The 22,369-nt window shown below is 39.2% G+C and carries 32 protein-coding genes and 1 pseudogene; 22 read left to right on the top strand and 11 right to left on the bottom strand.

What is annotated here, in order from left to right; all coding sequences use genetic code 11:
• Nucleotides 1-475 (top strand): annotated as a pseudogene (locus tag ACO1DI_RS28235) (peptide chain release factor 3); the annotation flags it as partial.
• A 97-nt stretch (nt 476-572) separates the two neighbouring features.
• Here the strand turns inward: ACO1DI_RS28235 and ACO1DI_RS28230 are convergent.
• Together ACO1DI_RS28230 and ACO1DI_RS28225 are read right to left on the bottom strand one after the other, a co-directional pair.
• A complete protein-coding gene (locus ACO1DI_RS28230) occupies nt 573-899 on the bottom strand; it encodes a DMT family transporter (RefSeq protein WP_013057875.1) in 327 nt (108 codons plus the stop codon).
• Complete coding sequence (locus tag ACO1DI_RS28225) at nt 896-1,429, bottom strand: TetR/AcrR family transcriptional regulator (protein ID WP_042992044.1); 534 nt, start codon at nt 1,427-1,429, stop codon at nt 896-898. Before ACO1DI_RS28225 ends, ACO1DI_RS28230 begins: the two co-directional genes overlap by 4 nt.
• A 237-nt stretch (nt 1,430-1,666) precedes the next feature.
• On the opposite strand from ACO1DI_RS28225, the gene ACO1DI_RS28220 reads away from it, so the two are divergent.
• On the top strand, nt 1,667-2,242 hold the full coding sequence (locus tag ACO1DI_RS28220; protein WP_014459300.1) for a poly-gamma-glutamate hydrolase family protein: 576 nt from the start codon (nt 1,667-1,669) through the stop codon (nt 2,240-2,242).
• On the opposite strand, the gene ACO1DI_RS28215 is transcribed toward ACO1DI_RS28220, so the two are convergent.
• Nucleotides 2,193-2,747: an HAD-IIIA family hydrolase gene (locus ACO1DI_RS28215; RefSeq protein ID WP_014459301.1), complete on the bottom strand. Its 555-nt coding sequence runs from the start codon at nt 2,745-2,747 to the stop codon at nt 2,193-2,195. The genes ACO1DI_RS28220 and ACO1DI_RS28215 overlap by 50 nt on opposite strands.
• A 148-nt stretch (nt 2,748-2,895) precedes the next feature.
• Here ACO1DI_RS28215 and ACO1DI_RS28210 point away from each other — a divergent pair, with 148 nt between their 5' ends.
• The 3 genes from ACO1DI_RS28210 to ACO1DI_RS28200 all read left to right on the top strand — a co-directional run bounded on the left by ACO1DI_RS28210 (nt 2,896) and on the right by ACO1DI_RS28200 (nt 4,521).
• The gene (locus ACO1DI_RS28210) at nt 2,896-3,120 is read left to right on the top strand and encodes a hypothetical protein (RefSeq protein ID WP_423145792.1); all 225 of its coding nucleotides are present in this window, start codon (nt 2,896-2,898) and stop codon (nt 3,118-3,120) included.
• The gene (locus ACO1DI_RS28205) at nt 3,108-4,217 is read left to right on the top strand and encodes a helix-turn-helix domain-containing protein (RefSeq protein WP_423145797.1); all 1,110 of its coding nucleotides are present in this window, start codon (nt 3,108-3,110) and stop codon (nt 4,215-4,217) included. Before ACO1DI_RS28210 ends, ACO1DI_RS28205 begins: the two co-directional genes overlap by 13 nt.
• 157 nt (nt 4,218-4,374) lie before the next feature.
• The gene (locus tag ACO1DI_RS28200) at nt 4,375-4,521 is read left to right on the top strand and encodes a hypothetical protein (RefSeq protein WP_165351766.1); all 147 of its coding nucleotides are present in this window, start codon (nt 4,375-4,377) and stop codon (nt 4,519-4,521) included.
• 37 nt (nt 4,522-4,558) lie between these two features.
• Here ACO1DI_RS28200 and ACO1DI_RS28195 read toward each other — a convergent pair whose 3' ends face one another.
• Complete coding sequence (locus tag ACO1DI_RS28195) at nt 4,559-5,002, bottom strand: hypothetical protein (protein ID WP_423145791.1); 444 nt, start codon at nt 5,000-5,002, stop codon at nt 4,559-4,561.
• A 118-nt stretch (nt 5,003-5,120) separates the two neighbouring features.
• Here ACO1DI_RS28195 and ACO1DI_RS28190 point away from each other — a divergent pair, with 118 nt between their 5' ends.
• The 9 genes from ACO1DI_RS28190 to ACO1DI_RS28150 all read left to right on the top strand — a co-directional run bounded on the left by ACO1DI_RS28190 (nt 5,121) and on the right by ACO1DI_RS28150 (nt 10,564).
• Nucleotides 5,121-5,339, top strand: a complete 219-nt coding sequence (locus tag ACO1DI_RS28190) for a DUF1659 domain-containing protein (protein ID WP_423145790.1) — start codon at nt 5,121-5,123, stop codon at nt 5,337-5,339.
• 15 nt (nt 5,340-5,354) lie between these two features.
• The gene (locus tag ACO1DI_RS28185) at nt 5,355-5,567 is read left to right on the top strand and encodes a DUF2922 domain-containing protein (protein ID WP_014459305.1); all 213 of its coding nucleotides are present in this window, start codon (nt 5,355-5,357) and stop codon (nt 5,565-5,567) included.
• Between the two features lie 55 nt (nt 5,568-5,622).
• Nucleotides 5,623-5,760 (top strand): YvrJ family protein, encoded by a 138-nt coding sequence (locus tag ACO1DI_RS28180; protein ID WP_013057866.1) that lies wholly within the window; start codon nt 5,623-5,625, stop codon nt 5,758-5,760.
• A gap of 84 nt (nt 5,761-5,844) precedes the next feature.
• Nucleotides 5,845-6,258, top strand: coding sequence for a BlaI/MecI/CopY family transcriptional regulator (locus ACO1DI_RS28175; protein WP_013057865.1), 414 nt, complete (start codon nt 5,845-5,847; stop codon nt 6,256-6,258).
• A 3-nt stretch (nt 6,259-6,261) separates the two neighbouring features.
• The gene (locus ACO1DI_RS28170; protein WP_115654335.1) at nt 6,262-7,113 is read left to right on the top strand and encodes a M56 family metallopeptidase; all 852 of its coding nucleotides are present in this window, start codon (nt 6,262-6,264) and stop codon (nt 7,111-7,113) included.
• A gap of 38 nt (nt 7,114-7,151) precedes the next feature.
• Nucleotides 7,152-7,859: a DsbA family protein gene (locus ACO1DI_RS28165; RefSeq protein ID WP_115654334.1), complete on the top strand. Its 708-nt coding sequence runs from the start codon at nt 7,152-7,154 to the stop codon at nt 7,857-7,859.
• Nucleotides 7,859-8,269, top strand: coding sequence for a disulfide oxidoreductase (locus ACO1DI_RS28160; RefSeq protein ID WP_014459308.1), 411 nt, complete (start codon nt 7,859-7,861; stop codon nt 8,267-8,269). The genes ACO1DI_RS28165 and ACO1DI_RS28160 overlap by 1 nt, the downstream gene beginning before the upstream one ends.
• Nucleotides 8,270-9,330: 1,061 nt before the next feature.
• Entirely contained in the window at nt 9,331-9,813 is a 483-nt protein-coding gene (locus ACO1DI_RS28155; protein WP_014459310.1) for a DUF2243 domain-containing protein, read from the top strand.
• Nucleotides 9,806-10,564 (top strand): cytochrome c oxidase assembly protein, encoded by a 759-nt coding sequence (locus ACO1DI_RS28150; RefSeq protein ID WP_014459311.1) that lies wholly within the window; start codon nt 9,806-9,808, stop codon nt 10,562-10,564. Before ACO1DI_RS28155 ends, ACO1DI_RS28150 begins: the two co-directional genes overlap by 8 nt.
• Before the next feature lie 37 nt (nt 10,565-10,601).
• On the opposite strand, the gene ACO1DI_RS28145 is transcribed toward ACO1DI_RS28150, so the two are convergent.
• Entirely contained in the window at nt 10,602-11,486 is an 885-nt protein-coding gene (locus ACO1DI_RS28145) for a YitT family protein (protein ID WP_042992045.1), read from the bottom strand.
• 302 nt (nt 11,487-11,788) lie between these two features.
• On the opposite strand from ACO1DI_RS28145, the gene ACO1DI_RS28140 reads away from it, so the two are divergent.
• Both ACO1DI_RS28140 and ACO1DI_RS28135 read left to right on the top strand, forming a co-directional pair.
• Nucleotides 11,789-11,914: a hypothetical protein gene (locus ACO1DI_RS28140; protein WP_014459313.1), complete on the top strand. Its 126-nt coding sequence runs from the start codon at nt 11,789-11,791 to the stop codon at nt 11,912-11,914.
• Nucleotides 11,915-12,012: 98 nt separating this feature from the next.
• Entirely contained in the window at nt 12,013-12,486 is a 474-nt protein-coding gene (locus tag ACO1DI_RS28135) for a hypothetical protein (protein ID WP_014459314.1), read from the top strand.
• 28 nt (nt 12,487-12,514) lie between these two features.
• Here the strand turns inward: ACO1DI_RS28135 and ACO1DI_RS28130 are convergent, their stop codons facing one another.
• The gene (locus ACO1DI_RS28130; protein ID WP_042992046.1) at nt 12,515-12,973 is read right to left on the bottom strand and encodes a GyrI-like domain-containing protein; all 459 of its coding nucleotides are present in this window, start codon (nt 12,971-12,973) and stop codon (nt 12,515-12,517) included.
• A 251-nt stretch (nt 12,974-13,224) separates the two neighbouring features.
• Here ACO1DI_RS28130 and ACO1DI_RS28125 point away from each other — a divergent pair, with 251 nt between their 5' ends.
• Nucleotides 13,225-13,659: a hypothetical protein gene (locus ACO1DI_RS28125; RefSeq protein ID WP_014459316.1), complete on the top strand. Its 435-nt coding sequence runs from the start codon at nt 13,225-13,227 to the stop codon at nt 13,657-13,659.
• 88 nt (nt 13,660-13,747) lie between these two features.
• On the opposite strand, the gene ACO1DI_RS28120 is transcribed toward ACO1DI_RS28125, so the two are convergent.
• The gene (locus tag ACO1DI_RS28120) at nt 13,748-13,975 is read right to left on the bottom strand and encodes a hypothetical protein (protein ID WP_013057853.1); all 228 of its coding nucleotides are present in this window, start codon (nt 13,973-13,975) and stop codon (nt 13,748-13,750) included.
• A 128-nt stretch (nt 13,976-14,103) separates the two neighbouring features.
• Between ACO1DI_RS28120 and ACO1DI_RS28115 the strand changes: the two genes are divergently transcribed.
• A complete protein-coding gene (locus ACO1DI_RS28115; RefSeq protein WP_014459317.1) occupies nt 14,104-15,102 on the top strand; it encodes an NADP-dependent oxidoreductase in 999 nt (332 codons plus the stop codon).
• A gap of 37 nt (nt 15,103-15,139) precedes the next feature.
• Here ACO1DI_RS28115 and ACO1DI_RS28110 read toward each other — a convergent pair whose 3' ends face one another.
• Nucleotides 15,140-15,772 carry a YitT family protein gene (locus tag ACO1DI_RS28110; RefSeq protein WP_014459318.1) on the bottom strand — a complete coding sequence of 211 codons (633 nt, stop codon included), beginning with the start codon at nt 15,770-15,772 and terminating at the stop codon, nt 15,140-15,142.
• Between the two features lie 416 nt (nt 15,773-16,188).
• Here ACO1DI_RS28110 and ACO1DI_RS28105 point away from each other — a divergent pair, with 416 nt between their 5' ends.
• Together ACO1DI_RS28105 and ACO1DI_RS28100 are read left to right on the top strand one after the other, a co-directional pair.
• Nucleotides 16,189-17,013 (top strand): 5'-nucleotidase, lipoprotein e(P4) family, encoded by an 825-nt coding sequence (locus tag ACO1DI_RS28105; RefSeq protein WP_014459319.1) that lies wholly within the window; start codon nt 16,189-16,191, stop codon nt 17,011-17,013.
• A gap of 124 nt (nt 17,014-17,137) precedes the next feature.
• Nucleotides 17,138-17,275: a hypothetical protein gene (locus ACO1DI_RS28100; RefSeq protein WP_014459320.1), complete on the top strand. Its 138-nt coding sequence runs from the start codon at nt 17,138-17,140 to the stop codon at nt 17,273-17,275.
• A gap of 127 nt (nt 17,276-17,402) precedes the next feature.
• Here ACO1DI_RS28100 and ACO1DI_RS28095 read toward each other — a convergent pair whose 3' ends face one another.
• Nucleotides 17,403-17,972, bottom strand: coding sequence for a GNAT family N-acetyltransferase (locus tag ACO1DI_RS28095; RefSeq protein ID WP_013083913.1), 570 nt, complete (start codon nt 17,970-17,972; stop codon nt 17,403-17,405).
• Nucleotides 17,973-18,283: 311 nt separating this feature from the next.
• Here ACO1DI_RS28095 and ACO1DI_RS28090 point away from each other — a divergent pair, with 311 nt between their 5' ends.
• A complete protein-coding gene (locus ACO1DI_RS28090; protein WP_013057848.1) occupies nt 18,284-19,075 on the top strand; it encodes a sulfite exporter TauE/SafE family protein in 792 nt (263 codons plus the stop codon).
• A gap of 29 nt (nt 19,076-19,104) precedes the next feature.
• Here ACO1DI_RS28090 and ACO1DI_RS28085 read toward each other — a convergent pair whose 3' ends face one another.
• Both ACO1DI_RS28085 and ACO1DI_RS28080 read right to left on the bottom strand, forming a co-directional pair.
• Entirely contained in the window at nt 19,105-19,830 is a 726-nt protein-coding gene (locus ACO1DI_RS28085; RefSeq protein ID WP_014459322.1) for a class D sortase, read from the bottom strand.
• 1 nt (nt 19,831) lies between these two features.
• Nucleotides 19,832-20,965, bottom strand: a complete 1,134-nt coding sequence (locus ACO1DI_RS28080) for a processed acidic surface protein (RefSeq protein ID WP_423145789.1) — start codon at nt 20,963-20,965, stop codon at nt 19,832-19,834.
• Between the two features lie 824 nt (nt 20,966-21,789).
• Here ACO1DI_RS28080 and ACO1DI_RS28075 point away from each other — a divergent pair.
• Nucleotides 21,790-22,347 carry a thioredoxin family protein gene (locus ACO1DI_RS28075; RefSeq protein ID WP_243556526.1) on the top strand — a complete coding sequence of 186 codons (558 nt, stop codon included), beginning with the start codon at nt 21,790-21,792 and terminating at the stop codon, nt 22,345-22,347.
• Nucleotides 22,348-22,369 lie beyond the last annotated feature (22 nt).

Genomic DNA, 22,369 nt, shown 5'->3' with positions numbered 1-22,369 from the left:
TGGCACGTATCAAATCGGGGACACAATTGTAGGAGAAGGAAAAGTATTCGAATTTGATGCTCTTCCAAAGTTCCCGCCTGAACTGTTTGTAAAAGTTCGTGCGAAAAACGCAATGAAATCCAAGCACTTTGAAAAAGGGATTAATCAGCTTGTACAAGAAGGAGCCGTACAGCTCTATCGTACGCCGTTCTTTGGAGATTATATTTTAGGAGCAGTTGGTGAACTTCAGTTCCAAGTGTTTGAACACCGCATGAAAGGTGAATACAATGTCGATCTTGAATTCACACGCATGTCTCACAACATTGCAAAATGGGTAGACAAAGCAACAATCGAAGATCGCATGCTAGATTCTCGCGTGATGCTAGTAGAAGACCGTGATAAGCATTCCGTTCTTATGTTTGAAAACGACTTTGTATGGCGTTTGTTCCAGGACAAATACCCATCTGTTAAATTCCTAGATCCGTTTAATCTATAAAAGAGTATAAAAAAAGGAAAACGATACATACTACTTTCATAAGTAGACAGTCGATTTTCCTCCTTTGCTTAAGAGTCAGTATTTACTGGCTCTTTTTTTAATGAGCCACTGATTTTAAATTTAAAAGAATGACTCCTGCAATGATTAATACGATGCCAAATACCATCGTAAGACTGCCGCTTTCTTTCCAAATGACTACGCCAATTACAGCTGTCACAGCAGTTCCTACACCAGACCAAATGGCGTATGCAACGCTGAGTGGAATGTGCTGAAGTGATGTGGAAAGCGCATAGAAAGCAAGACCAAATCCTAATAAAACACCAAGACTAGGCCAAAATTTTGTAAATCCGTTTGATGCTTTTAACATAGATGTACCAAATAATTCTGAACTAATTGCAATTGCTAAAAATAAATAGGCTTTCATCGAAAACCCTCCTCTGTTAATTTCCGAAGTTGTTGTTGAATCTGCTTTTGCATGTCTGGATCTACGGGTGCGAGCCCAAACATTTGGCTGAACCATAATCCATCGGCTGCTAAGCGCACGATGGTAGCAAGGACAGGGTCAATGCCGTCTTGTTCAATATGCTGCTGCCACTTTTCATAGTGTGTTTGAAGGTGCTGCAGAAGTTCAGGATTCGTTGCAATACCTGCAAGTAACCCTGCGCTCATCGCTTGTTCACGCTCAAGGTCATGAAGCGTCTCAGCGAGATAAGCCCGGCTCCATTTGCCAGGAGCATCATCATGTTCAATTTGCACGTGCAGTCCGTCATCATATTGCTTTGTGACTGAATAGAGCATTTGCTGAATCAATTCATCTTTTGATGAGAAGTGGTACAACAAGCCGCCTTTACTAACACCGGCTTCTTTTGCTACTTTTTCAAGCGTCAAATTTCCAACGCCGTCACGCTGCACAACCTGCGTGGCTGCAAGCAATATATCATCATATGTAGACACATGAATTTCCTCCTTTTTGATTTTCCCTAGAATACTTTACCGTCTGGACGGTTTGTTTGGCAATACTTTTATTTCGAATTTCAAAAAAAATTTTTGTGCACACTAAAATATAAAGTATAAAAACAAAAATGAACGCGTAAACAAAGGGTTAATCCCTTTACTACTTTTACTATATGAAGAAAAAGGAAAAATAAAGCCTGGGTATATGAAAGATAAAAGAAAGGTGTGAAGAAACAGATGAGGGATGTGTATCAAAGTTTTCAAGAACTATCACAGTGTGAACGAGCGGGAATTGATTACGAAATAGAATGTGTCATTCGCCGGAGAGAAATTGTTGTGCTTGCGATTCACGGAGGAACGATGGAAATTGGGACAGAAGAAGTAGCAGAAAAAATAGCAGAAAAGCTGAACGCAACGGTGTACGTATTTAAAACGCTGAAAACAGAAAATCCGTTTGAATTGCATGTTACGTCTGCAAACTACGATGAAGAAATGGCGCGTCACCTTGTTAAAAAATCAGCGGTCACGATTTCTCTTCACGGTGCCTACAGCGACGTCTGCACCACTTATATCGGCGGAAGAGACGAAGAGTTAGAAAAAGCGGTGCGTCATGCACTCTCAGGTTTTCCGATCAGTGAAACGCCCGTGCATTTAAAAGGCGTTTCACCTCGAAATATCGCAAACGACAATCAGCGGCATAAGGGACTGCAGCTTGAAATCACAACGCCGCAATACGAACAATTATTACAGAATAATGAGCTATTTAACGAGTATGTGAATGCGGTAGTATCGGCTGTGAACTCAGTGATGTAAAGATAAATTCAACAGCTTCCTGTATATTGGCTGCAATAAAGGCTGGTTGTACGTCAGCCCACTTTCCCCGTGCATGTAACGTGTCGTGCCCAGCCCCTGTTAACACTAAAATACATTGTGCTCCTGCTGCATGGGCCGCTACGAGGTCTTTCCACCGGTCGCCAATCACGATGCAGTTAGCCAAATTTAAGCTGTGCTCCTCGGCTGCTTGTAACAGCATGCCCGGCCTTGGCTTGCGGCACGAACAATTGTCCGAATCTTCATGAGGACAAAGGTAAACAGCATCAAACCCAAAAGCTAAAAGCTCAGAGATAAAGTCTGATTTCTTTACCTTTTCTTTTGCAATATCGGGCTGATTCGTAAAGGAAAACAGCGGAATGTTTTGTTTCTTTATGTCTATAATCGCTTGCTTTGCTTGGGGAAACAGCTGAAAATCACCTGGATATTGTATTTCATTACTGCCGCCAATTGTTCCATCTCGATCTAAAAATATCGCTTCAATCATATTATTCACCTCGTTTTCTATCATAATATAAAGCAGGATGAATTTGGAAAAAAGTTGTTTTTTCGAAAAAAATAAAAGAAGTATGACTGTCTTTTTACTTCTCATCATATGGATAAGTTAAATAGAAGTGGTGAGGAGGGGAAGACAAGTGAACGAAGAATCGTTTTATTCACCATTTATAAGCGAAGGCGGAAAGAAAAAAACGATTGGGGAAATTGAGTTTTCAGATGTGCAGGAAATGATGGAAAAACATTTAGAAGAAGGCTATCAGCTGGAGTTCAAGCGCGAAGTAAGCTCAACGGTCAAACGGAAAATTCCAAATATCATCGCTTCGTTTGCCAATGAAAAGGAGGGTGGCTTATTTTTGGCGTAGATGAAGACGACCATTCCATTAACCTGCTTGAGCGAAAAGAATATGAGCTGTTTATTAATAATATGCTGAAAGATGTCACCAATCCCATTCCTCGTATCGTTACGCGTTTTTTATCACCTGAAGATCACCCCGAACAAGGTGTTTTTGTTATTTGGATTCCTGAAGGTCCGAACCCTCCGTACATGTCTTACGGGAAAATTTACAGAAGAATTGGAAGCGGCACATCTCCCGTTACGGAAATCGATGATCGCTATCATTTAGATCGTCTCTATCAAAAATCGGAGGATCAAACGCAGCGAATAGAGGAATTTTGTACAAAAGAACTGTCGATCTATAACAGAAAATGGCCGATGCACGGGAAAAGCTATATTCATTACGGGATGTGTAACATGTACGTGCTGCCACTATATGATTTGCACTTAATCGAACAAATGGAAGAAGAACGGTTAAAGCAATATATTTTAAGCAAGTCTAGCGAACCCAAACACTATCGTTTGGATGAGGAAAATACGGTGATGCTGCATACACCGTTTGTTAAAGCCTCTTATTCAGCAGAATCAATTATTTTTCGAAGCACAGATGTGATTGATGCGTATGATAAAACAATTGCGTGGGAGCAGTTTTACAACGGATCAGCTAAGTTTCATATTCCTATTCCATACATGGAAGAATCAAAACACATTAATGACGTACTGAAATCCAGCATTTCAAGCTACATCGATGAGACGATCTTTGAGCAGTTTCAATATATAAACGGACCTTTTTTTCTCGCATCTTTAATCAGCTGCATCGGCGGATACATCGATTGTATGATGGAATTAAAAGCAGAGCTGGAAGATATGATTATTGTGATTGATTTAGAGAACGTTCGAAATGATGTGCTTTACTTTCCTCATCAGCAGTTTCAAACATTTCTAGAGAAAGAAGGGCTCGTCTTTTCAGATAAAAAGCAATATCGATTTAATCGGTCATTTAAAACGACAAAATTAGGAGGGAATCTGGAGCTTCTTGCCTACGTTGATTATATCGTGACAGCGTTTGGCCTTTCAAAAAACCAGTCCATTGACTTTCTTAAACACTCATTAAATCAAGGATAAAATATACAATTTTTTGACAATAGCTAAAAAAATGACAAAAGTGAAAAAAAGTATGATAATATCTTTCGTAAGTAATGAGCAAGTAAAGAAGAGAAAGGGGACTCTTTTTTACGGATGCCGTTGCTAGGTAGGGTTAAACATAAGGGGAGAAAAGGCAATGAAAAAAGCGACATCCATACTTCTAATTGTCCTAGCACTGGCTGGGTTAGGAGGAGTATGCGCTGCTTATTACCATCTGGAGCAGCAAAAGCAAACGGAAGAAATGACGTATGAACAGAACTACATAACTGTAAGAAATGCATGAAAAAACCAGCCAATCGGCTGGTTTTTTTGGTTTCAAGTCATAGTAAGTAAAATAAAGATTTTGCTTGTTCAGTTTTTTTAAATAATTCCAATGATGTATAGACGCAAAATAGAAAGCCAACGCTTGAAAAAACAAAAAATAAGCGGAGAAAAGGGCGCTTTTTTTGAATGCGAAAGTACGTAAAAACAACGAGTGAACATACAAGCAGTACGCTCATAGCAGCAAATTGAATCGCGAGGTCTGCTAAATCATCAACCGTACGCTGAAACAATCTTAGCGTTTCATTGTTCAAATCAGTTTCAGGAATGTTCGTTTTGTCTTGTTGATTTAACACCCCTACATCCCATTTTTCTCGACTATAATCATGAGAAACCGTGTAGTAAAACGGACCAAGCTTTTTTTCATCTGCACCGTCGTCAGCAAGTGCTGAAACTGGATGCATGAATGCTAGAACAAAAAATAAAAAGCTCCACTTTCTCATTACCAAAGCCTCTTTCTAACTCAGACTATCTCCCATTATAAACCAAAAATTTTTATGTTTCCATCATCCCTCTTTCCTATTTCCATTTCTATATATAAAGTGAAAGGGGGAATAAAAGATGGCAGAAAAAATTCAGCATTCAAGCCAGCTTCGCTTAGTATTAGAACAAGGAATAAAAGAGGATGGAAAACCTGATTTGAAGACAAAGTCTTATATGAACATTGAGCCTGGAAGTTCTGCAGATGCGCTCATCACAGCAAGTGAAACCATTGCCAGCCTGCAGTTGCTTCCGCTTGTTGAAATCAACGAAGTTGTCACGTTTTCACTTTTAAAATAAGAAAAGAGGTAGAGTATGAAAACTTTAACGATGCAGTTTTTGAATGAGTCACAAAAAGCGGTAAGCCTATCGATTGAATCACCAAAAGATACGTTAGACGCAGCAGCCATTACAGCAGCAATGAACGCGCTGATCGCAAGCGATGTTTTTACTTCAAGCGGCGGAGCGCTCGTTGCTAAAAAAGGCGCTCAAATCGTCGAGCGAAATGTAACGGAATTTACGATTTAAAAATGAAAGTCCTTCCACTTCGGTGCGAAGGGCTTTTTTAAAAGGAGAGAGGAAGATGACAGAATGGTTTACGCTTGTCTCAGACGTTGGTTTTCCAGTGGTGGTGACGCTTTATTTACTTCACCGAATCGAAGCCAAGCTCGATACAGTTGTGCTGTCCATTCAGCATTTAACCGATGAAGTAAAAAAGTGATTATGACAATTGTAAGGCAGTTGTCATGGAAAAGTTGACGGATTTGACACCTCACACTACAATTGGTAGTGTGAGGTGTCAAATATGAAAATTGAAAAATTCAAATTTAATGAAACCGGCCTTAATCGCTTTTTTGGCCCGCTTGAAGCGAAAATTATGACGGCTTTATGGAACGGAAGTGAAATGTCCATTAAAGACGTGCAGCACGTGCTTGAGAAAGAAAAAGCAGTTAACTTCAACACCGTTATGACCGTTATGAATCGATTGGTGGAAAAAGGCGTGTTGCAAAAGCGTCTAAAAGGACGTACATCAATGTATCAGCCAATTCTTTCTAAAGAGGAATTTATCGATGCTCAGTCGAAAGAGTTAACGCACGAATTAATCGATGAATTTGGCTCGCTTGCTGTTACTCATATGCTTGATGCGCTAGAAGAAGTGGATGATTCACTGCTAAGCATGCTCGAATCAAAAGTCAAACAGTTAAAAAAGGATGAATAATCAATGAATCAAGGAATACTAAAGCGTTCTAAGCTTATTTTTAACCTGTGCTTTTTTATTGCCGTGACGTTGCTTATGCAGATGGGCATGTATGTGCTGCATTTGCTGTTTGGATGGAATTTATCGTTCAACTTAATTTTACTTTGTAATAAAGTAGCCCACTTTTTCGGCTTGTTTTTTATTGAATACATGCTGAATGCGGTTGTTTTTCATACGATGTTCGTGCTGTTCATTAAAGCTGTAAAGCAAGTGATTCAAATGCGGAAAGTCCGTAAAATGATTACGAAGCTGCGAGATGAAATAACAACGACTAATCTGCAAAAAGCGTACGGAAAGAATTTAACAGTCTTAACAACAGATCAGCCCATTGCATTAACAATGGGGTTGTTTACACCGCATATCGTCCTGTCTACAGGATTGCTGTCTGTGCTTGATGAAAATGAACTAGAAGCTGTTATTTACCATGAGCAGTCGCACGTTGCAAACAAAGATCCGCTCAAAACATTTTTACTAAGCACGCTTGCTTCTGCACTATGGTATATTCCGTTTATTAAATGGAGCCATAAACGCTTCAAGGTCATGCGTGAAGTGCTGGCTGATCAAGATGCCATTGTGAAAAATGGCACGCCTGCTCACATCGGCAGCGCGCTTTTAAAAATGGTAAAAACGGGACAGGGTAGTCTTTCGTGTGCGCACGTATCATTTGCTGATACGTCGGTTAATTATCGCATTCAATATATTTTAAATCCGGAAACCAAAATGCCGATGCAGCCTCCTGTTGTTTTAACGCTGACGTCGCTATACGTGTTTTTTATTTTGTGTGCGCTAATTTTTACAGCTCTAACAGCTTTGTAAGTTTTTAAGAGAGAGAAAGAAAAGAAGGAGATGAGATTGTGTCAAAAGCAAAGAAAAAGAAAAAAGTAACGCCCAATCAGCAAACGTCCTCGAGCAAGTGGATTTTTTGGGTGATTGGAATTATTGCGGTCTGTATTTTAGGGTTAATCGTCCTTTCTAATATGTCAAAGGGCGGAGGAGATGAAAAGGCCGCTCTTACATATGATAATCAGCCGTATCTTGGAAAAGAGTCAGCTCCGGTAGAAGTGGTAGAGTTTGGAGACTACAAATGCCCGGCTTGTAAAAACTTCACGGAATCCTTTTTCCCGCTGATTCAAAAAGATTATGTAGATACAGGTAAAGTCAAATTCTACTTTATGAACTATGCGTTTATCAACAACGACTCTTCTCGTGCAGCAGAGTTTGCCGAGACGGTATACAAAGAGCTTGGAAACGATACATTTTGGAAATTCCATGAACGTCTTTATAAAAAGCAAAACGCAGCGGACGAAAAGAAAGATGTCTTAACGGAATCTTACTTGGAAGATACGCTGAAAGAAGTATCTAGCGATGCCGATGCAAAAAAAGTAGCGAGTGCATTTAAAGATGGAAAAGGAAAAGATGCGTTTGATCAAGATATGAAGACAGCCAATGACTTAGGCATTACGGGTACACCAACCATTTATGTAGGCGGCAAAAAATTCGAAGGAAAAACAATCGATGACTTTGATCAGATGGTCAAAGATGCGGCTAAGGAGAACAAATAATGAACAAGTCTTTAGTTTTCGGGTGGATTACAGCGCTTATCGCGATGCTTGGAAGCTTAACGTTTAGTGAAGTTCTTCACTTTATCCCGTGTGAACTTTGCTGGTATCAGCGAATTTTAATGTATCCGCTCGCGATTGTGCTAGGTGTAGCCGTGTATCGGAATGATACGTTCATCTACAAATACGTCCTGCCGTTTTCGGTGATTGGTATGGCGCTTTCAGGCTATCATTATTGCCTGCAGAAGATACCGGCTCTTAAAGCATTTGAAACGTGTACAAGCGGTGTTCCTTGCTCAGGTCAATATATTAACTGGCTTGGGTTTATCACCATTCCTTTTTTAGCGTTTATTGCGTTTACCATTATTACGATTATGATGCTTGTTCTTCGCAAGCAGAAGAAAAAAGCTTAACCTCGGGGTTAAGCTTTTTTGTATGGAAAAAAAAGTCCCGCTTACAAGAAGCGGGTGCAAATAGGGTACATCTATGAAAAATGATGAAATTGTTTTGACAAGAATAGTATATAAAAGAAAAGTGAAAAAACGGTGAAAAGAGGAAAGCTTTTTTTAAAAATATTCTTTTCTTATAAAAAAAGCCCCGCTCACAAAAAGCGGGGAATAAATAGGGGTCATTTATGAAAAATGATGAAATTGCTTTGACAAACTTAGTATACAAAAGAAAAGTGAAAAAACGGTGAAAAGATGGAAGCTTTTAGAAAAAATAAAAAAAGACCTGTTTTGGGGAAACAGGTCACTAGAAAGGGAGTAAAACTATGAAAAAATATGCTAATTGGCTTTACACATACTATCTTACCCCCCAATAGTGAAAAAACAGTGAAAAGAAACATCAAACAAAAAAAGACCTGCTCTGGGGAAGCAGGTCTTCACAAAGGAGTAAAACTATGAAAAAAATATGCTAATTGGCTTCGCAAGTACTATCCTATACCTTTATGGTGAAAAAATGGTGAAAAGAGAAATGGGATATAAAAAAGACCTGTTTTGGGGAAACAGGTCATTAGAAAGGGAGTAAAACTATGAAAAAATATGCTAATTGGCTTCGCAAGTACTATCCTATACCTTTATGGTGAAAAAATGATGAAAAGAGAAGCGGGATATAAAAAAAGACCTGCTCTGGGGAAGCAGATCTTCAAAAGGAGTAAAACTATGAAAAAATATGCTAATTGGCTTCGCGAGTACTATCCTATACCTTTATGGTGAAAAAATGGTGAAAGAGAAGCGGGATATAAAAACGACCTGCTTTGGGGAAACAGGTCGTTAGAAAGGGAGTAAAACTATGAAAAAATATGTTAATTGGCTTCGCAAATACTATCATATATCTTTATAGTGAAAAGATAGTGAAAAGAACATTAGGATATAACTCCTGTTTTTCCATATTATAGATTTATCTCTCTTCAATAGGGTATACGTTCATTAGAATCGATATAAACTTGAAGAGTTGACAGGGAGGTAAAGATATGGAAAAGAAAAGCGAAGCAACTATGAACCAGCGCGTAATTCACCGCAGTCGAAATAGCTGGTCAGGCTTTTTGTTTGGGATAGGGTTAGTTGCTTTTATTGATGAAGCAGTGTTTCATCAGCTGCTTCATTGGCATCACTTTTACGATAAATCCACAACGGCCGCTGGTTTAGTGTCAGACGGCTTGTTTCACGCCTTCAGCTGGTTTGCTACAATCGCATCACTTTTTATGGTGGCAGATCTCAGGCGCCGGCACGGCTGGTGGATGAAAAGGTGGATAGGAGGAGTATTGCTTGGAGCCGGGGCGTTTCAGCTTTATGACGGGACCGTGCAGCATAAGCTTATGGGACTTCATCAAATCCGGTACGGAGTGAAGATTGCACCTTATGATATTACGTGGAATGTACTTGCATGTTTGATGCTGCTTATTGGGATCATTTTAACATGGTTTACACGTAACCAAGGTGCACATCATGATTAAATATGGAGTACTATCTCAGCTTTTATTAGCTCTGCCTTTTGTCGCTGCCTTTTTTTTATACATGTGGGCTGTATCGACTTCAAATGCAGCATATAGAAGATGGTCATTATATAGGAGGTGTAGCTGGACACTTGGTATTTTATGCGCCATATCTTCTGTAGCAGGACCGCTCGCAGCTCGTGCTCATATGGACTTTACCGCGCATATGACGGGGCACTTGCTTTTAGGTATGCTTGCTCCGCTTTTAATGGCGTTAGGAGCACCTCTTACGCTGCTGCTTCGCACGCTTCCGGTTCATGCAGCCAGAAAAGTGTCAAAACTTTTAAAAGGACGGTTTGTTCGGTTCATCAGCAGTCCGGTGACAGCTTCTGTTCTTAACGTAGGAGGACTTTGGATTCTTTATACAACAAGTCTGTATGGAATGATGCATCATTCTTTTTTCGTGCATGTCGCTGTACATATTCACGTATTTTTAGCCGGCTATTTATTCACCGTGTCAATGATTTCAATTGATCCTTCGCCGCATCAAAAAACTTTTATGCACCGAGCATCCGTATTGGTTCTTGCTCTTGCCGCTCACGGTATTTTATCAAAATATGTGTACGCTCACCCGCCTATGCACGTCTCGGCGGAAGGAGCGCAGCAAGGGGCTATGCTGATGTATTACGGAGGCGATTTAATCGACTTATGTTTAATTGTGCTTCTTTGTTATGAGTGGTTTAAGCGGGTTCAAAAAGTCTCTTTTACATAAAAAACGCGCAGAAAGCATGGTGCTTTCTACGCGTTTTTTAGTGAATGTTTCGTTTTTTAAAGCGTCCGCCGCGGACTTCGGTAATATCTGCAACGGCTAAAAAGGCAGTAGGGTCAAAATCTTCAACAATGGTTTTTAGCTTTGATTCTTCCAGACGCGTAATGATGCAGAAAATTACTTTTTTATCATCACCCGTATAAGCACCTTCACCGTGCAAATAGGTAACGCCTCGACCTAGACGCGCATTAATCGCATCGCCAATGTCATCGGAATGCTCACTGATAATCCAGGCTGATTTTGATTCTTCCAATCCTTCTACAACTGTATCAATGGCTTTGGCTGCAATGATGTAAGCAAGGATAGAATACATGGCGCGGTCCCACGTGAACACAAATCCTGCTGCTCCTAAAATGAAGAAGTTGAAAAACATCACAATTTCCCCTACGGAAAACGGAATTTTTTTACTAATTAAAATGGCAAGTATCTCCGTACCGTCAAGCGCTCCGCCGTAGCGAATAACGAGTCCAATTCCAATTCCGAGAATAATTCCTCCAAAAACGGTAGCAAGGAGAACGTCTGCGGTAAACGCGGGGACTTCATGGAACGCAGAAGTTAAGATGGATACAACCAGTATGCCAAAAATAGTGGAAAGGGCAAATGTTTTCCCCATTTGCTTGTACCCAATAAATACAAACGGAAGATTTAGTACAAAAAGAAAGATTCCTAGATTTACGCCGGTAATATGCGAAAGCATGATGGAAATACCGGTAATTCCTCCGTCGACAACGTGGTTTGGAACAAGGAAAATTTCAAGTCCTGTGGCCATGAGCAGGGCACCGATCGCGATGGCGATGGCCCTTCCAAATACCTGTCCCTTGGACAGCTTTCGGTGCTGAATTTTCGCTTTTTCGAGTTCTGTCATTTGCATGTCTCCTTTGATGTCTCCTATGTATTTCTCACTTTAGAAAAGTGAAACTATCTTTAATTATACCTTACTATGCACAATTAGTGGGGATAGACGGCTTAATTACTTGTTTCACTCTATAAAAAAAGCCTGCTTTAGAGTCATAAGCAGGCTTTTTAAGGAGTAAAACGATGAAAAAAGATCGTTGGCTTCACGGCTTTTACTATATAGAAACTTAATGAAAAAACAGTGAAAACGCCGGCATGTGCGGTAAGAAAATCGGGGATACTAGTTAAAAAAGGCCAAAAGGAGATGACGAAATGAGCGTGTGGATGATGTATAATCACTTGATGCATTCGCAAATCTTTTTAAGCAGCGTATTAATTGGCGGTATTCTTCTTGTTAGCGGAGGCTTTGTGTACGGGAGAATAATGAGCAAAAAGTGAACCTAATATTGCCACGGATAGGTTGTTAATGGAAGGTGCTCAATAGCTGCTTGGTTAATGTTATACTTGCTCCATAAGCTTAGCGTGGAGGTGTCAGCATGAGCAAGCATCATGATCTAACAGCATCATACGGAGAATCGTTAGTCACGTGTGAACATCAGTTTGAAGCTAGCTATTACTATCATCAAGTGCGCGAACAGTGCATGAATCACATTCATGAAATAAGCAAAGCGGTAGATGAATTTGTTGTTGATTTTACAGACGAAAGTTTAAAAATCTTAGAGCTGCTTTACTATGATTTAGAAGACGGCGATCGCTTTGACTATTTTTCAATAACAAAAGAAGAATTCGAAGAGTGCATGGGCGTATACTTTGGTGAAGTGGTTACGTCTACTATTGATGAAGCGCGCTGGGTTGTAAAAGAATATCCGCTTATGGAAAACAAGTATGTGACCGGAATTGAAAAAGGGAATCTTTCACTCATGTTTCCCCATGGCTTTTTTAACCATAAAGAGCGTCATCCAGAATGCGTTTTTACTCTTTATCATTTATATAAACAGCTGCAAAAATAGGAAAAAGGTGAACGTAAGTTCACCTTTTTTATTGTCCCAGCTTTATGGGAATATAAATATCCATTTCATATGTATCACTATATAAATTGCTGTGTATAGCTGTATTTACAATTTCAAGAGCAGGACCTTCAATCATGCTGTAAGGAGAATTCGGCAGCCATTTGTTCCAGATGCTGTTGTACGTCGACCCGAGCGATGTAATGGGACCTCTGTGTTTAAACTGCAGGTATGTAAACGAAGGAAACGTATGAACGCTCATACCATTTGGAATACAAGCCGTATCAGTCACTTCTGTCCCTGCAATATAAAAATAATTTTCTTTTTTCGGAGCCATGCAAATGCCTGTAACCATATGAGGTTCTTTTGAAGAGGTAACCATTTCTTTTTCTTTAAATATTTGTTTCAAAAGATTCTCTTTTTGATACTCTCCGTTCTTTGCTATGCCTATCACTGAAAATCCTTCTTTATATACAACTTTACCTTGCATAATCCACCTCGAATTTTTCAAGCTCTAGCTTTTATTCTATCAATCATAAATTACTTTACCGTGATTGTAACATAATCTTAAGTAGATATCGATGCAGAAAATGGAACATTACAGTAGCCAGCTTTTGTGAATTAAGAAATAGTTTTAGCAAGCTGGTTGACGGAGGTCTTTGAACTCTTAGTCATGTAAACCAAAAGGTAAGTATATACTTTATTACCTTATATTCCATATAACTAAGAGGAGGGAAAGAAATGGGAGACGTAATTCAAAACCAGCTGAATATATTTTCATCGCAGTCTCAAAGCGTGCAGTCGTTGACTTACGGTTCTGAAACGAGCATTTTAACAGTAAATGCTGAGACGAAAAAAAACAATCAGAAGATGAAAATAGATGGGTTTGCTACAATTGAAGCAAACATTCCTCTTGGATTAACTAGCTATCAATACGGGGTAACACTTAGAGTATATAGAAATTCTCAGCTTTTGTTTTCACAGAATTTACAGCAAGGAGCTGCAGCCGTTCTAACACTATCATTTACTCAGCAAAATGCTCTTTCTTTTACATGGGTAGATACAGTAGCATCAATTGGTACATACACGTACTCAGTCAGAATGGAATTTTTTGTCCGGTCTTCAACTGGGGTGACCGTTCAAACGACTACCCGTGCAATTGCGATTACTACATAAAAACAGCGCCAGAATTCTGGCGCTGTTTTTTTACTGATGCAACACTTTATTTATATAACGTTTACGAAGAGTAAATCCGGGAAACTCCTTAATATAAGTCAAAATGGTAGCTAAACCAGTAGTCGTCTTGCACATTCTTTGTGTTTGAAGCGACAATATGCTCATGACCTTGTTCGTCCGTGGCAATCCAATTGTAGTTGATATCCATTTTAATCGGATACATATTGCCTTTTTTAAACAAAATAACGGGGGGAGTTACTTCAACAAACTCGTTTAGTTTTTTAACAACGTTTTCTTTACAGCGAATTAGCTCCATGTCTTTTTCTCCTTCGGTGTTATTGCACAATCATATTTTTTGCGTTGTGCACAATATATAATTTAAAATAACAAAAGTAAGTTTAGCACATTTTACAAAAAACAGAGAAATAAAAAGGAGCGATATCGATGAATGAACAAATTTTATTAGCAGAACGTCCAAAGGGAATGCCAACAAAAGATACGTTTAAATACGAAAAAATTGAAATGCCTACAGCGAAAGAAGGCGAGGTACTTGTTCAAACACTGTACCTTTCTGTTGATCCGTATATGAGAGGACGCATGAACGATACAAAATCATATGTTCCTCCATTTGAGCTAAACGCACCGCTTGCAGGCGGCATTGTAGCACGCGTAACGGAATCAAAATCAGATCGCTTTAAAGAAGGCGATATCGTGACAGGTATGCTTCCTTGGAAACGCTATTCAGCGGCAGAAGCAAAAAACTTACAGAAAGTTGATCCAGAACTAGCGCCAATTACAACGGCTATCGGTGTTCTTGGTATGCCTGGTCTCACAGCTTACTTTGGACTGCTTGAAATCGGTCAGCCAAAAGAAGGCGAAACAGTAGTCGTTTCCGGTGCAGCAGGTGCTGTTGGATCTGTTGTTGGTCAAATCGCTAAAATTAAAGGCGCACGTGTTGTCGGCATCGCAGGTTCTGAAGATAAAATTGCTTATTTAAAAGATGAGCTCGGATTTGATGAAGTGATTAATTATAAAAAAGGAAATGTGAAAGAAGCGTTAGAAGAAGCGTGTCCTAATGGCGTTGACGTTTACTTTGAAAACGTCGGCGGAGAGATTTCAGATGCAGTTGTTAGCTTATTAAATAAATTTGCGCGCATTCCACTTTGCGGCCAAATTTCACTGTATAACTTAGAAAAACAAGACGTTGGGCCACGTGTTCAAACACCTTTATTAATTAACAGTGCGTTAATGAAGGGCTTTATCGTAGCCGACTATGCAGACAAATTCCCTGAAGGCATTAAGCAGTTAGGTGAATGGGTGCAGCAAGGAAAAATCAAGTACAGCGAAAACGTTGTAGAAGGTTTTGAAAATGTACCTGAAGCGTTCCTTGGTTTATTTGAAGGAGCAAACTTAGGAAAACAGCTTGTAAAAGTAGCAGAATAAGCAAAAAACCTTGCGGGATCATTCCCGCAAGGTTTTTTTACATGGTTGAAGCCGTTTGTTGTTTCGCTTCTTCTTCAATATGTTCACCAGTGCGTTCGATTGGCGAGCGTTTATGATAGCGGCCAAGAAGTCCTGTCATGATGAAGATCCCAATTAACGAATAAAGCACTTGCACCACGCCAAATACCACCGTTGCAGAGCCGACAATCAGTACATCTGTTAAAAGCATTGTTTTACCTGGATTAATGCCAAATCGTTTATCAAGAAACACGCATAGCATGTTGATTCCGCCAAGAGAAGAACCGTGGCGAAACAAAAAAATCAGTCCAATGCCGACGATAACGCCGCCCACAACCGCGGCTACAAGCGGATGCGGAAGTGCAAACGAAAAGTTGGCAGCTAATAAATCGGACATCACTGACATCAGGCTAACGCTGATGAAGCTTTTTATTGTAAACTGCAGTCCAATTTGCGTAAGAGCCATAAAATAAAACGGTAGATTGATGATAAAGAACAATACCCCAAATGAAATACCTGTTAAATGCTGCAGGACGATTCCAAGTCCTGCTGTTCCGCCAATAACGAGGTTAGAAGCGGTTAAAAATTGAATTCCGATGGCAACGCACAAACAGCCAAAGGTAATCCATCCCCATTGTTTTACGTGATTCATATCTCCATCCCCTTTTGTATATTTATACAATACTTTCGATAGAAAACACCGTCTTTTAATTCACAAAATCTATTTTACTATATATCTTTTTAAAAAAAAGCACTTTTGTGAGAGAATCTAACACAAGATAAAAAGTTAGATAATTCAGATTTATCAACTTCTTTCAAAGCAAATAAGTGATAAAACAATATGCTTCTAAAAAAAGATTACAAAGAAAGAATGAGAAAAACGGATTTTGGAAAATGTATAAACAAATATTTGGATAATGGTTAAAAAAAGGGAGAAAACATTAATTAAAACGAACGATTGCAATAAAAAATAAAATATAATTCGTCTTTGTATTGATTTTTTGTTTAATTGAGGTAATATATAACATTATTGGTGTGAAAATATGTAGAGATGGAAGTGGATGCAAAATGAATAAGAAATTATCAACGTTGACAGGGGTGGCTGTACTTGCTTTTTCACTAACAGCATGTGCCCCTCAGCAGGAAAAAGAAGTGTCTGCGGAGAAAAAAGAACCCGTTCAAAACCTAGCCGATCAGCAAATCATGGCGGACGCTTGGTACCAAACATCCGGCGAAATGAAAGCTTTGTATTACCAAGGCTATAATACAGGAAAGCTTCGTTTAGATGAGGCGCTTGCAAAAAGTACCGATAAAAAGCCTGCCATTATTTTAGATTTAGATGAGACCGTGCTTGATAATAGCCCATTTCAAGCTTCAGCCATCAAAACCGGCAAAGGATTCCCTTATAAGTGGGATGAGTGGGTGCAAGCAGCAAAAGCGAAAGCAGTACCAGGTGCTGCTGATTTCTTAACGTATGCGGATCAAAAAGGCGTAGATATTTACTATATTTCGGGCCGTACAACTTCTCAGCTTGAGGCAACAATTAAAAACCTAAAGAATTTACATATTCCTCAAGCAACCAAAGACCATGTGCTATTAACGGGTCCAAAAGATGAAGGAAAAGAAACGCGCCGTCAAAAAGTAGCGACGAATCATAATGTAGTCCTGCTGTTTGGTGATAACTTATCTGATTTTAGCGGCTTTGATAAAAAGTCCATTACTGATCGAAATAAGCTTGTAGAAGAGCAAAAAGAAGCGTTTGGCCAAAAGCTAATCGTGTTTCCAAATCCAATGTATGGAGATTGGGAAGGAGCTATTTATAACTACGACTACTCGATTTCAGACAAACAAAAAGATAAACTTCGCCGCGAACAGCTTCAGTATTTTAATTAAAAAAAGAGGCTGGGAAAAAGGGATTTTAACCTAAGTAAAAAACGAACCATTGATCAATATGTGATCAGGGGTTCGTTTTTTGTTATGGTGAATATAGTTTTATCTGTTTCGTTTCTTCCAGCAGTTGATTGAAGGGCAAGGCGAAGACTCCTGCGGGAAAAGCGGAACAGGTGAGACCCCGCAGAAGCGCAAGCGACGAGGAGGCTCAGCGGCCGCCCGCGGAAAGCGAAGTCTTGCACGGAAATCAACTGCGGTGTCATAAGCGGTTCAGTTCATGTATCTCAATTGTTCGTCTTTAGGCTGGATTCATTTCGTTATGTGTTCAACCTCTTTTTAATTTTTCCAATATAGTCAGTTCAAACGATAGCTTGTACAAATGATTCTACTTTTTAAGAAAGAAGCCAAGGAGCATAAGGAGCTTGCTTCCACTCGTGTTTTAACATGCCGTAAATCACAAGGTCGTGGTAGTGATCATATAGGTATTCACCTTCTCTGCAAATGCCTTCTTCTGTAAAACCTAGACGCGTAGGGATGGCTTTACTTTTTTCGTTATTAACGCCGCAGCGGATTTCGACTCGATGAAGGTTTAACGTATTAAATGCATAGTTCAGGCATCCGTGTACGGCTCTTGTCATAATACCTTTTCCTTGAAAATCATGTCCAATCCAATAGCCCAGACTTGTACTTTTGTTTCCCCAATTAATTCCGTGAAAACCAATCATCCCGGCGATTTCTCCGTAGTACCGAATGATGGCCTGGAACCCTTGGTTATTATAGTATTGAGCTCTCCATTCAGGGATGAGTTCATCATAGTCAGCAATACTTTGCATGCTATCTACCCATGGGAGCCATTCTTTTAGGTAAGGTCTTGACTCGTTAATAAGAGAAAGCAAGGGGAAAGCGTCAGTTGATTCAATCAAATGCAAACTAACTTCGTCATCAATTTTGTATTCAAACATACGAAAGCCTCCTGTGATGATGGGCCTGCTGAGATAAGCGTAGCGTGTAGGCAGTTCTAACATCTAGTTTTTCTTTATTCTACCACAAGTAATAGAAGGGAGAACGAGGAAGTTTAGGCTAAAAGTAAATAACGCATAAAGTCGATAGGATTTTAATGATTAAAAAAATTAATAATTGAAAGCACTTTTATCAATATTTTTACAGAAAAGAACCATATACAGTGATACAATGGAAGAAGAGATAAGGCGTTGTAATTTATACATACTTTATAACAAACATGATATTGGATTGATAAGCAGGTGGTAAAAACATGGATGTACAACTATTAATAACGGTATTTGCACTCGGGTTTTTCGGGTCATTTTTAGCAGGTATGCTTGGAATTGGAGGGTCAGTTGTTTTGTACCCGCTGTTGCTATTTGTTCCGCCTCTTGTAGGAGTGGGAATGTTCAGCGCGCACGAAGTAGCTGGTATAGGAGCCGTACAGTCGCTGTTTGCGTCTGTTTCAGGAGCTCTTGCTTACAAAAAGGGCGGCTATTTGAATAAACCGTTAATTTTATATATGGGTATCAGCGTCTTAGTTGGCAGTCTCATTGGTTCGACGCTATCAAACTCGTTTTCAGAAGGAATGATTAATTTCATTTACGGCGTGATGGCAACAATTGCTGCAGGATTAATGTTTATGCCCAAAAAAAATAATCCAGCGGCTGATTCATTCGAAGTGACGTTTTCAAAACCATTGGCAGCAGCTCTGGCGTTTTTAGTTGGAATTTGCGGGGGGATTGTCGGAGCAGGAGGCGCATTTTTACTCGTGCCTATTATGATTACTGTGTTAAAAATTCCCGTGCGCGTAACGATTGCAAGCTCATTAGCCGTAACGTTTATTTCGTCTATGGGAACAACATTCGGTAAAGTGATGACGCATCAAGTTCTTTTGCTTCCGGCGCTTATGATTATTGGAGCAAGCCTACTAGCAGCTCCAATCGGCGCTTTTGTTGGGCAAAAGACGAAGGTAGCGTCGCTGCAAGTTATTTTAGCGATCGTTATTACGGCGACTTCGCTGAAAATATGGTTTGATTTACTAATGAAATCTATTCATTAAAAAAAGCTGCCTTTTTAAGGACAGCTTTTTTATTTTGGTGTTGATGACACAAGGTGAGCGACTAAAATATAACGTTCAGGTGCTGAACCAACGTAGTTAAATGGATAACAGGTGCTGACGGTTAAAGTGGCTCTAGGCTTCGGCACAATAACGGTCCGGTCATCCGCATCAACGATTCGTACTTTGTTCACTTTATACGTGAAGGTGCCTGCTGCTGTGTTCACCACAAGCGAATCGCCTTCACCCACGTCGCCAAGCTTACGAAAAACCGTATCACGATGTCCAGATAGGACAGAATTATCGTTTTGACCAGGCAGTACGCTTCCTGCAAAATGACCGACGCCTTTTTCTAATTCATCTTCGTTCGTGCCGTGATAAATTGGCAGCTTAGCGTTTAATTTAGGAATATATAGTTCGCCCATTAAATCACCGATTTTTGGCTGTTTCGGATAAGACACATTTGACACTTTCGGCTTTTTTTCTGAGCTAGCAGTGCGAGAGTGTACCGCTTTTTTAGGTTCAACAGAAGAAGCTTCAGCAGAAGAGTCTGCTGTTGATGAGTCCTTGCTTTTAGAAACTGAAGCTGAGGCTGGTTCTTCTGTATCCATTGTTTTAAATGCCAAATAGCCTCTTGCAAATTTATAGGCGTTTGTGGTCGTAAACCAAAGACCAAAGCAAATGACGGCGGCTAAAAGGGAAAGAACAATCAACCGCTTTTTACGATTGATTGTTCTTCTTGTTTTTCTTGGTTCCATTTTATGCGCGTCTCACTTTACGGAAAAGAACAAAGCCAGCTGCTACAAGCACTAATCCAATTAATGTATTGGTTACATAATTAGAAGCCGTTTCCGGAAGTTTTGCACCTTTGACCGTTTTTTGTACAGCGCCATTCGTTTGTTTCTTCACAGGTTCTTGTTTCTTTTCTACTGCTGGTTTTTGCGCTTGAGCTGGTTTTGCTACAGCTTCAGCAGATTTTTCTACTTCTTTTCCTGTGTCTGTGATGATATCAGAATTGAACATATCGCCTGTGATCACCATGTCTGCTAAAAATTTACCGTCTGTCGTATACAGAGAAATTTTTAGACTTGCATTTTTTAATTCTTCTAAGTTGATTAAATCAGTAAGAGATAGCGGTTTTTCATTTCCACCTTGTACAAGTGAAAATTTAGCGTCCAAATGGAAGATTGATAGCATTTCTTTATAAATAGACATTAATTCAGCGATTTGATCAGCAGATAATTCTGTTGCTGTATCAAAATCTTCGAATGCCGCTAAGCGCTCGCCTAATTGATCTAAGCGGTTAAGCGTTGCTTCATTTGAAAGCTCATCTTCTAACGATGTAAAATGTGCTTCGATTCGGTTTAACTCTTCTGAAGTTAAGCCTAATTCAGACTGCATAAATGATAGTAAGCCGCTTAAATCTTCTTCGCTTAATTCATCATCGTAAGAAGTGTCTTCTTCGTCATATGACTCATCATCTTCATACCAGTCATCACCTTCTAGATAAAAACCGACGTCATCGTATAAATCATCTAGGTACACATAGTCGTCTAAGCTTTGACCGTTCTCTTTTAATAACGCATTTAAGCTTGTTTTGTCTAAGTCAAAATCTGCATACACATCTTGCAGGTTATGTAAGTCAGCTGCAATCGGTTCACCTAAAAAATCTTCTAAATCTGCGATTGTATCGTAGTTTTCAAGACTATCGTCATACAGTGAAAGTGAATATTCAACGTCGTCTTTGGTTACTTCAAAACCTCGCGTTTGGCTTACCGATTTTAAATATTTGTTGAAGTCTGCGTCAAATGTTGACGCGGCTGCGAATGAAGACGTTGGAAATACGCCAACAAACAGCAGAAGTGATAATAGTATTGCCCCCAGTTTTTTCATCAATTTTCTCCTTTTTTTTACGTTTTCTACAAGATTATATAGTAAGAGTTATAAATTTACAATATATACTTATATTATATATACCTTGAATATAGTGGTAATTTAAGGTATTTATAGAACTATATATTTTGAGAATACCATATGAAAGGGAGCGGAAAGCCCTAGGTAGAAAAAAGAGGAAAATAAAGAAAAAGGTTTATATTTTTTTTGACAGAGCAGAAATATAAAGAAACATCAAAAAAGAACAGCACTTAGAAGCTGTTCTTTTTGAAATGATATGTAAGCCTTAGCATAGATAGTTGAAATTCGATACCGTTCCGCTTTAGAAAAAGGTGGTTACGAGTTATGATTTTAGTAAGGATAGTGAAGAAAAGTGAGAGCGCGGTTTTGTCAGCTCTATTTTGATTCCTTTTAGCCTTAAACGTTCTACAAACTGTTTGCGTTTTTTTCGCTTTTCATGCGGGGATTGATTCATATTTGCCTCATCCTCCATATTTAGTCAAGTAGCTAACATATCATTATCATAATCAAAAGATGACGGTTACACAATAAACATTCTCAAATATTCACAAAGATTTAAAATTTGTTACATTGATAGTGTACTTGTACCCGATTCTCTTTTTTTATAACATCTCAATGTGCTGTTTTTAAATTGAAGTTTTGTAAATCCTGTCGCAGGCTAAAAAACGGGATTAAAAAAACGCGCTGACTTTTATATTTTGATTCCTTTTGTTTAAAAGCTATACTGGTAATGCGTGTAGAAAAGAGAAAAACGAGATTGCATATCTCATCTATTCGTATACAAAAAAGAAAGAGGGATTTTGATGAAAACAGAACAGCAGTATTTTGAAGAAGGAAAATCAATTCAAACATATATGAACGACATGAGTACATTAAAAGAGGAAAGTTTAGCTGTTTATGAACAATTTCAGCTTCCAGAAGATGGACTAGCTGACACCCTAAAGGCTCATAAGCTTCACTTTTTAGCGATTACGGAAGATTGGTGCGGAGATGCGATGATGATTAACCCAATCATTCGTAAAGTAGCTGAAGCGGCAGACATTGACGTGCGTGTTGCACTGCGAGATGCAGACACCGAATTAATTGACCGTCACTTAACAAACGGCGGCCGTGCTATTCCGATTATTTTAATTTTCAACAATGAAGGAGATTTACTGGGAAAATGGGGTCCTCGTGCTCCTGAAGTTCAGCAAATCGTGGATGAGCTTCGCGCCGAGCTTCCTTCAAAAGAAGATCCTTCGTTTGAAGAAAAGCAAAAAGAAGTCTTTTCTGCGTTACGAACAAGATATAAAGAAGAACCGGCTCTTTGGTCGTATGTTTATAACAGCTTTAAAGAAACAGTGTTAGCTGTTGTAAAATAATTTAAAAAAGCAGGGTAAAATG

It is taken from the genome of Priestia sp. 40, assembly GCF_049368575.1.
Lineage (GTDB): Bacteria > Bacillota > Bacilli > Bacillales > Bacillaceae_H > Priestia > Priestia zanthoxyli.
Note: the sequence above shows the minus strand (reverse complement) of the source record. Positions and strands in the feature narration are given on the sequence as shown.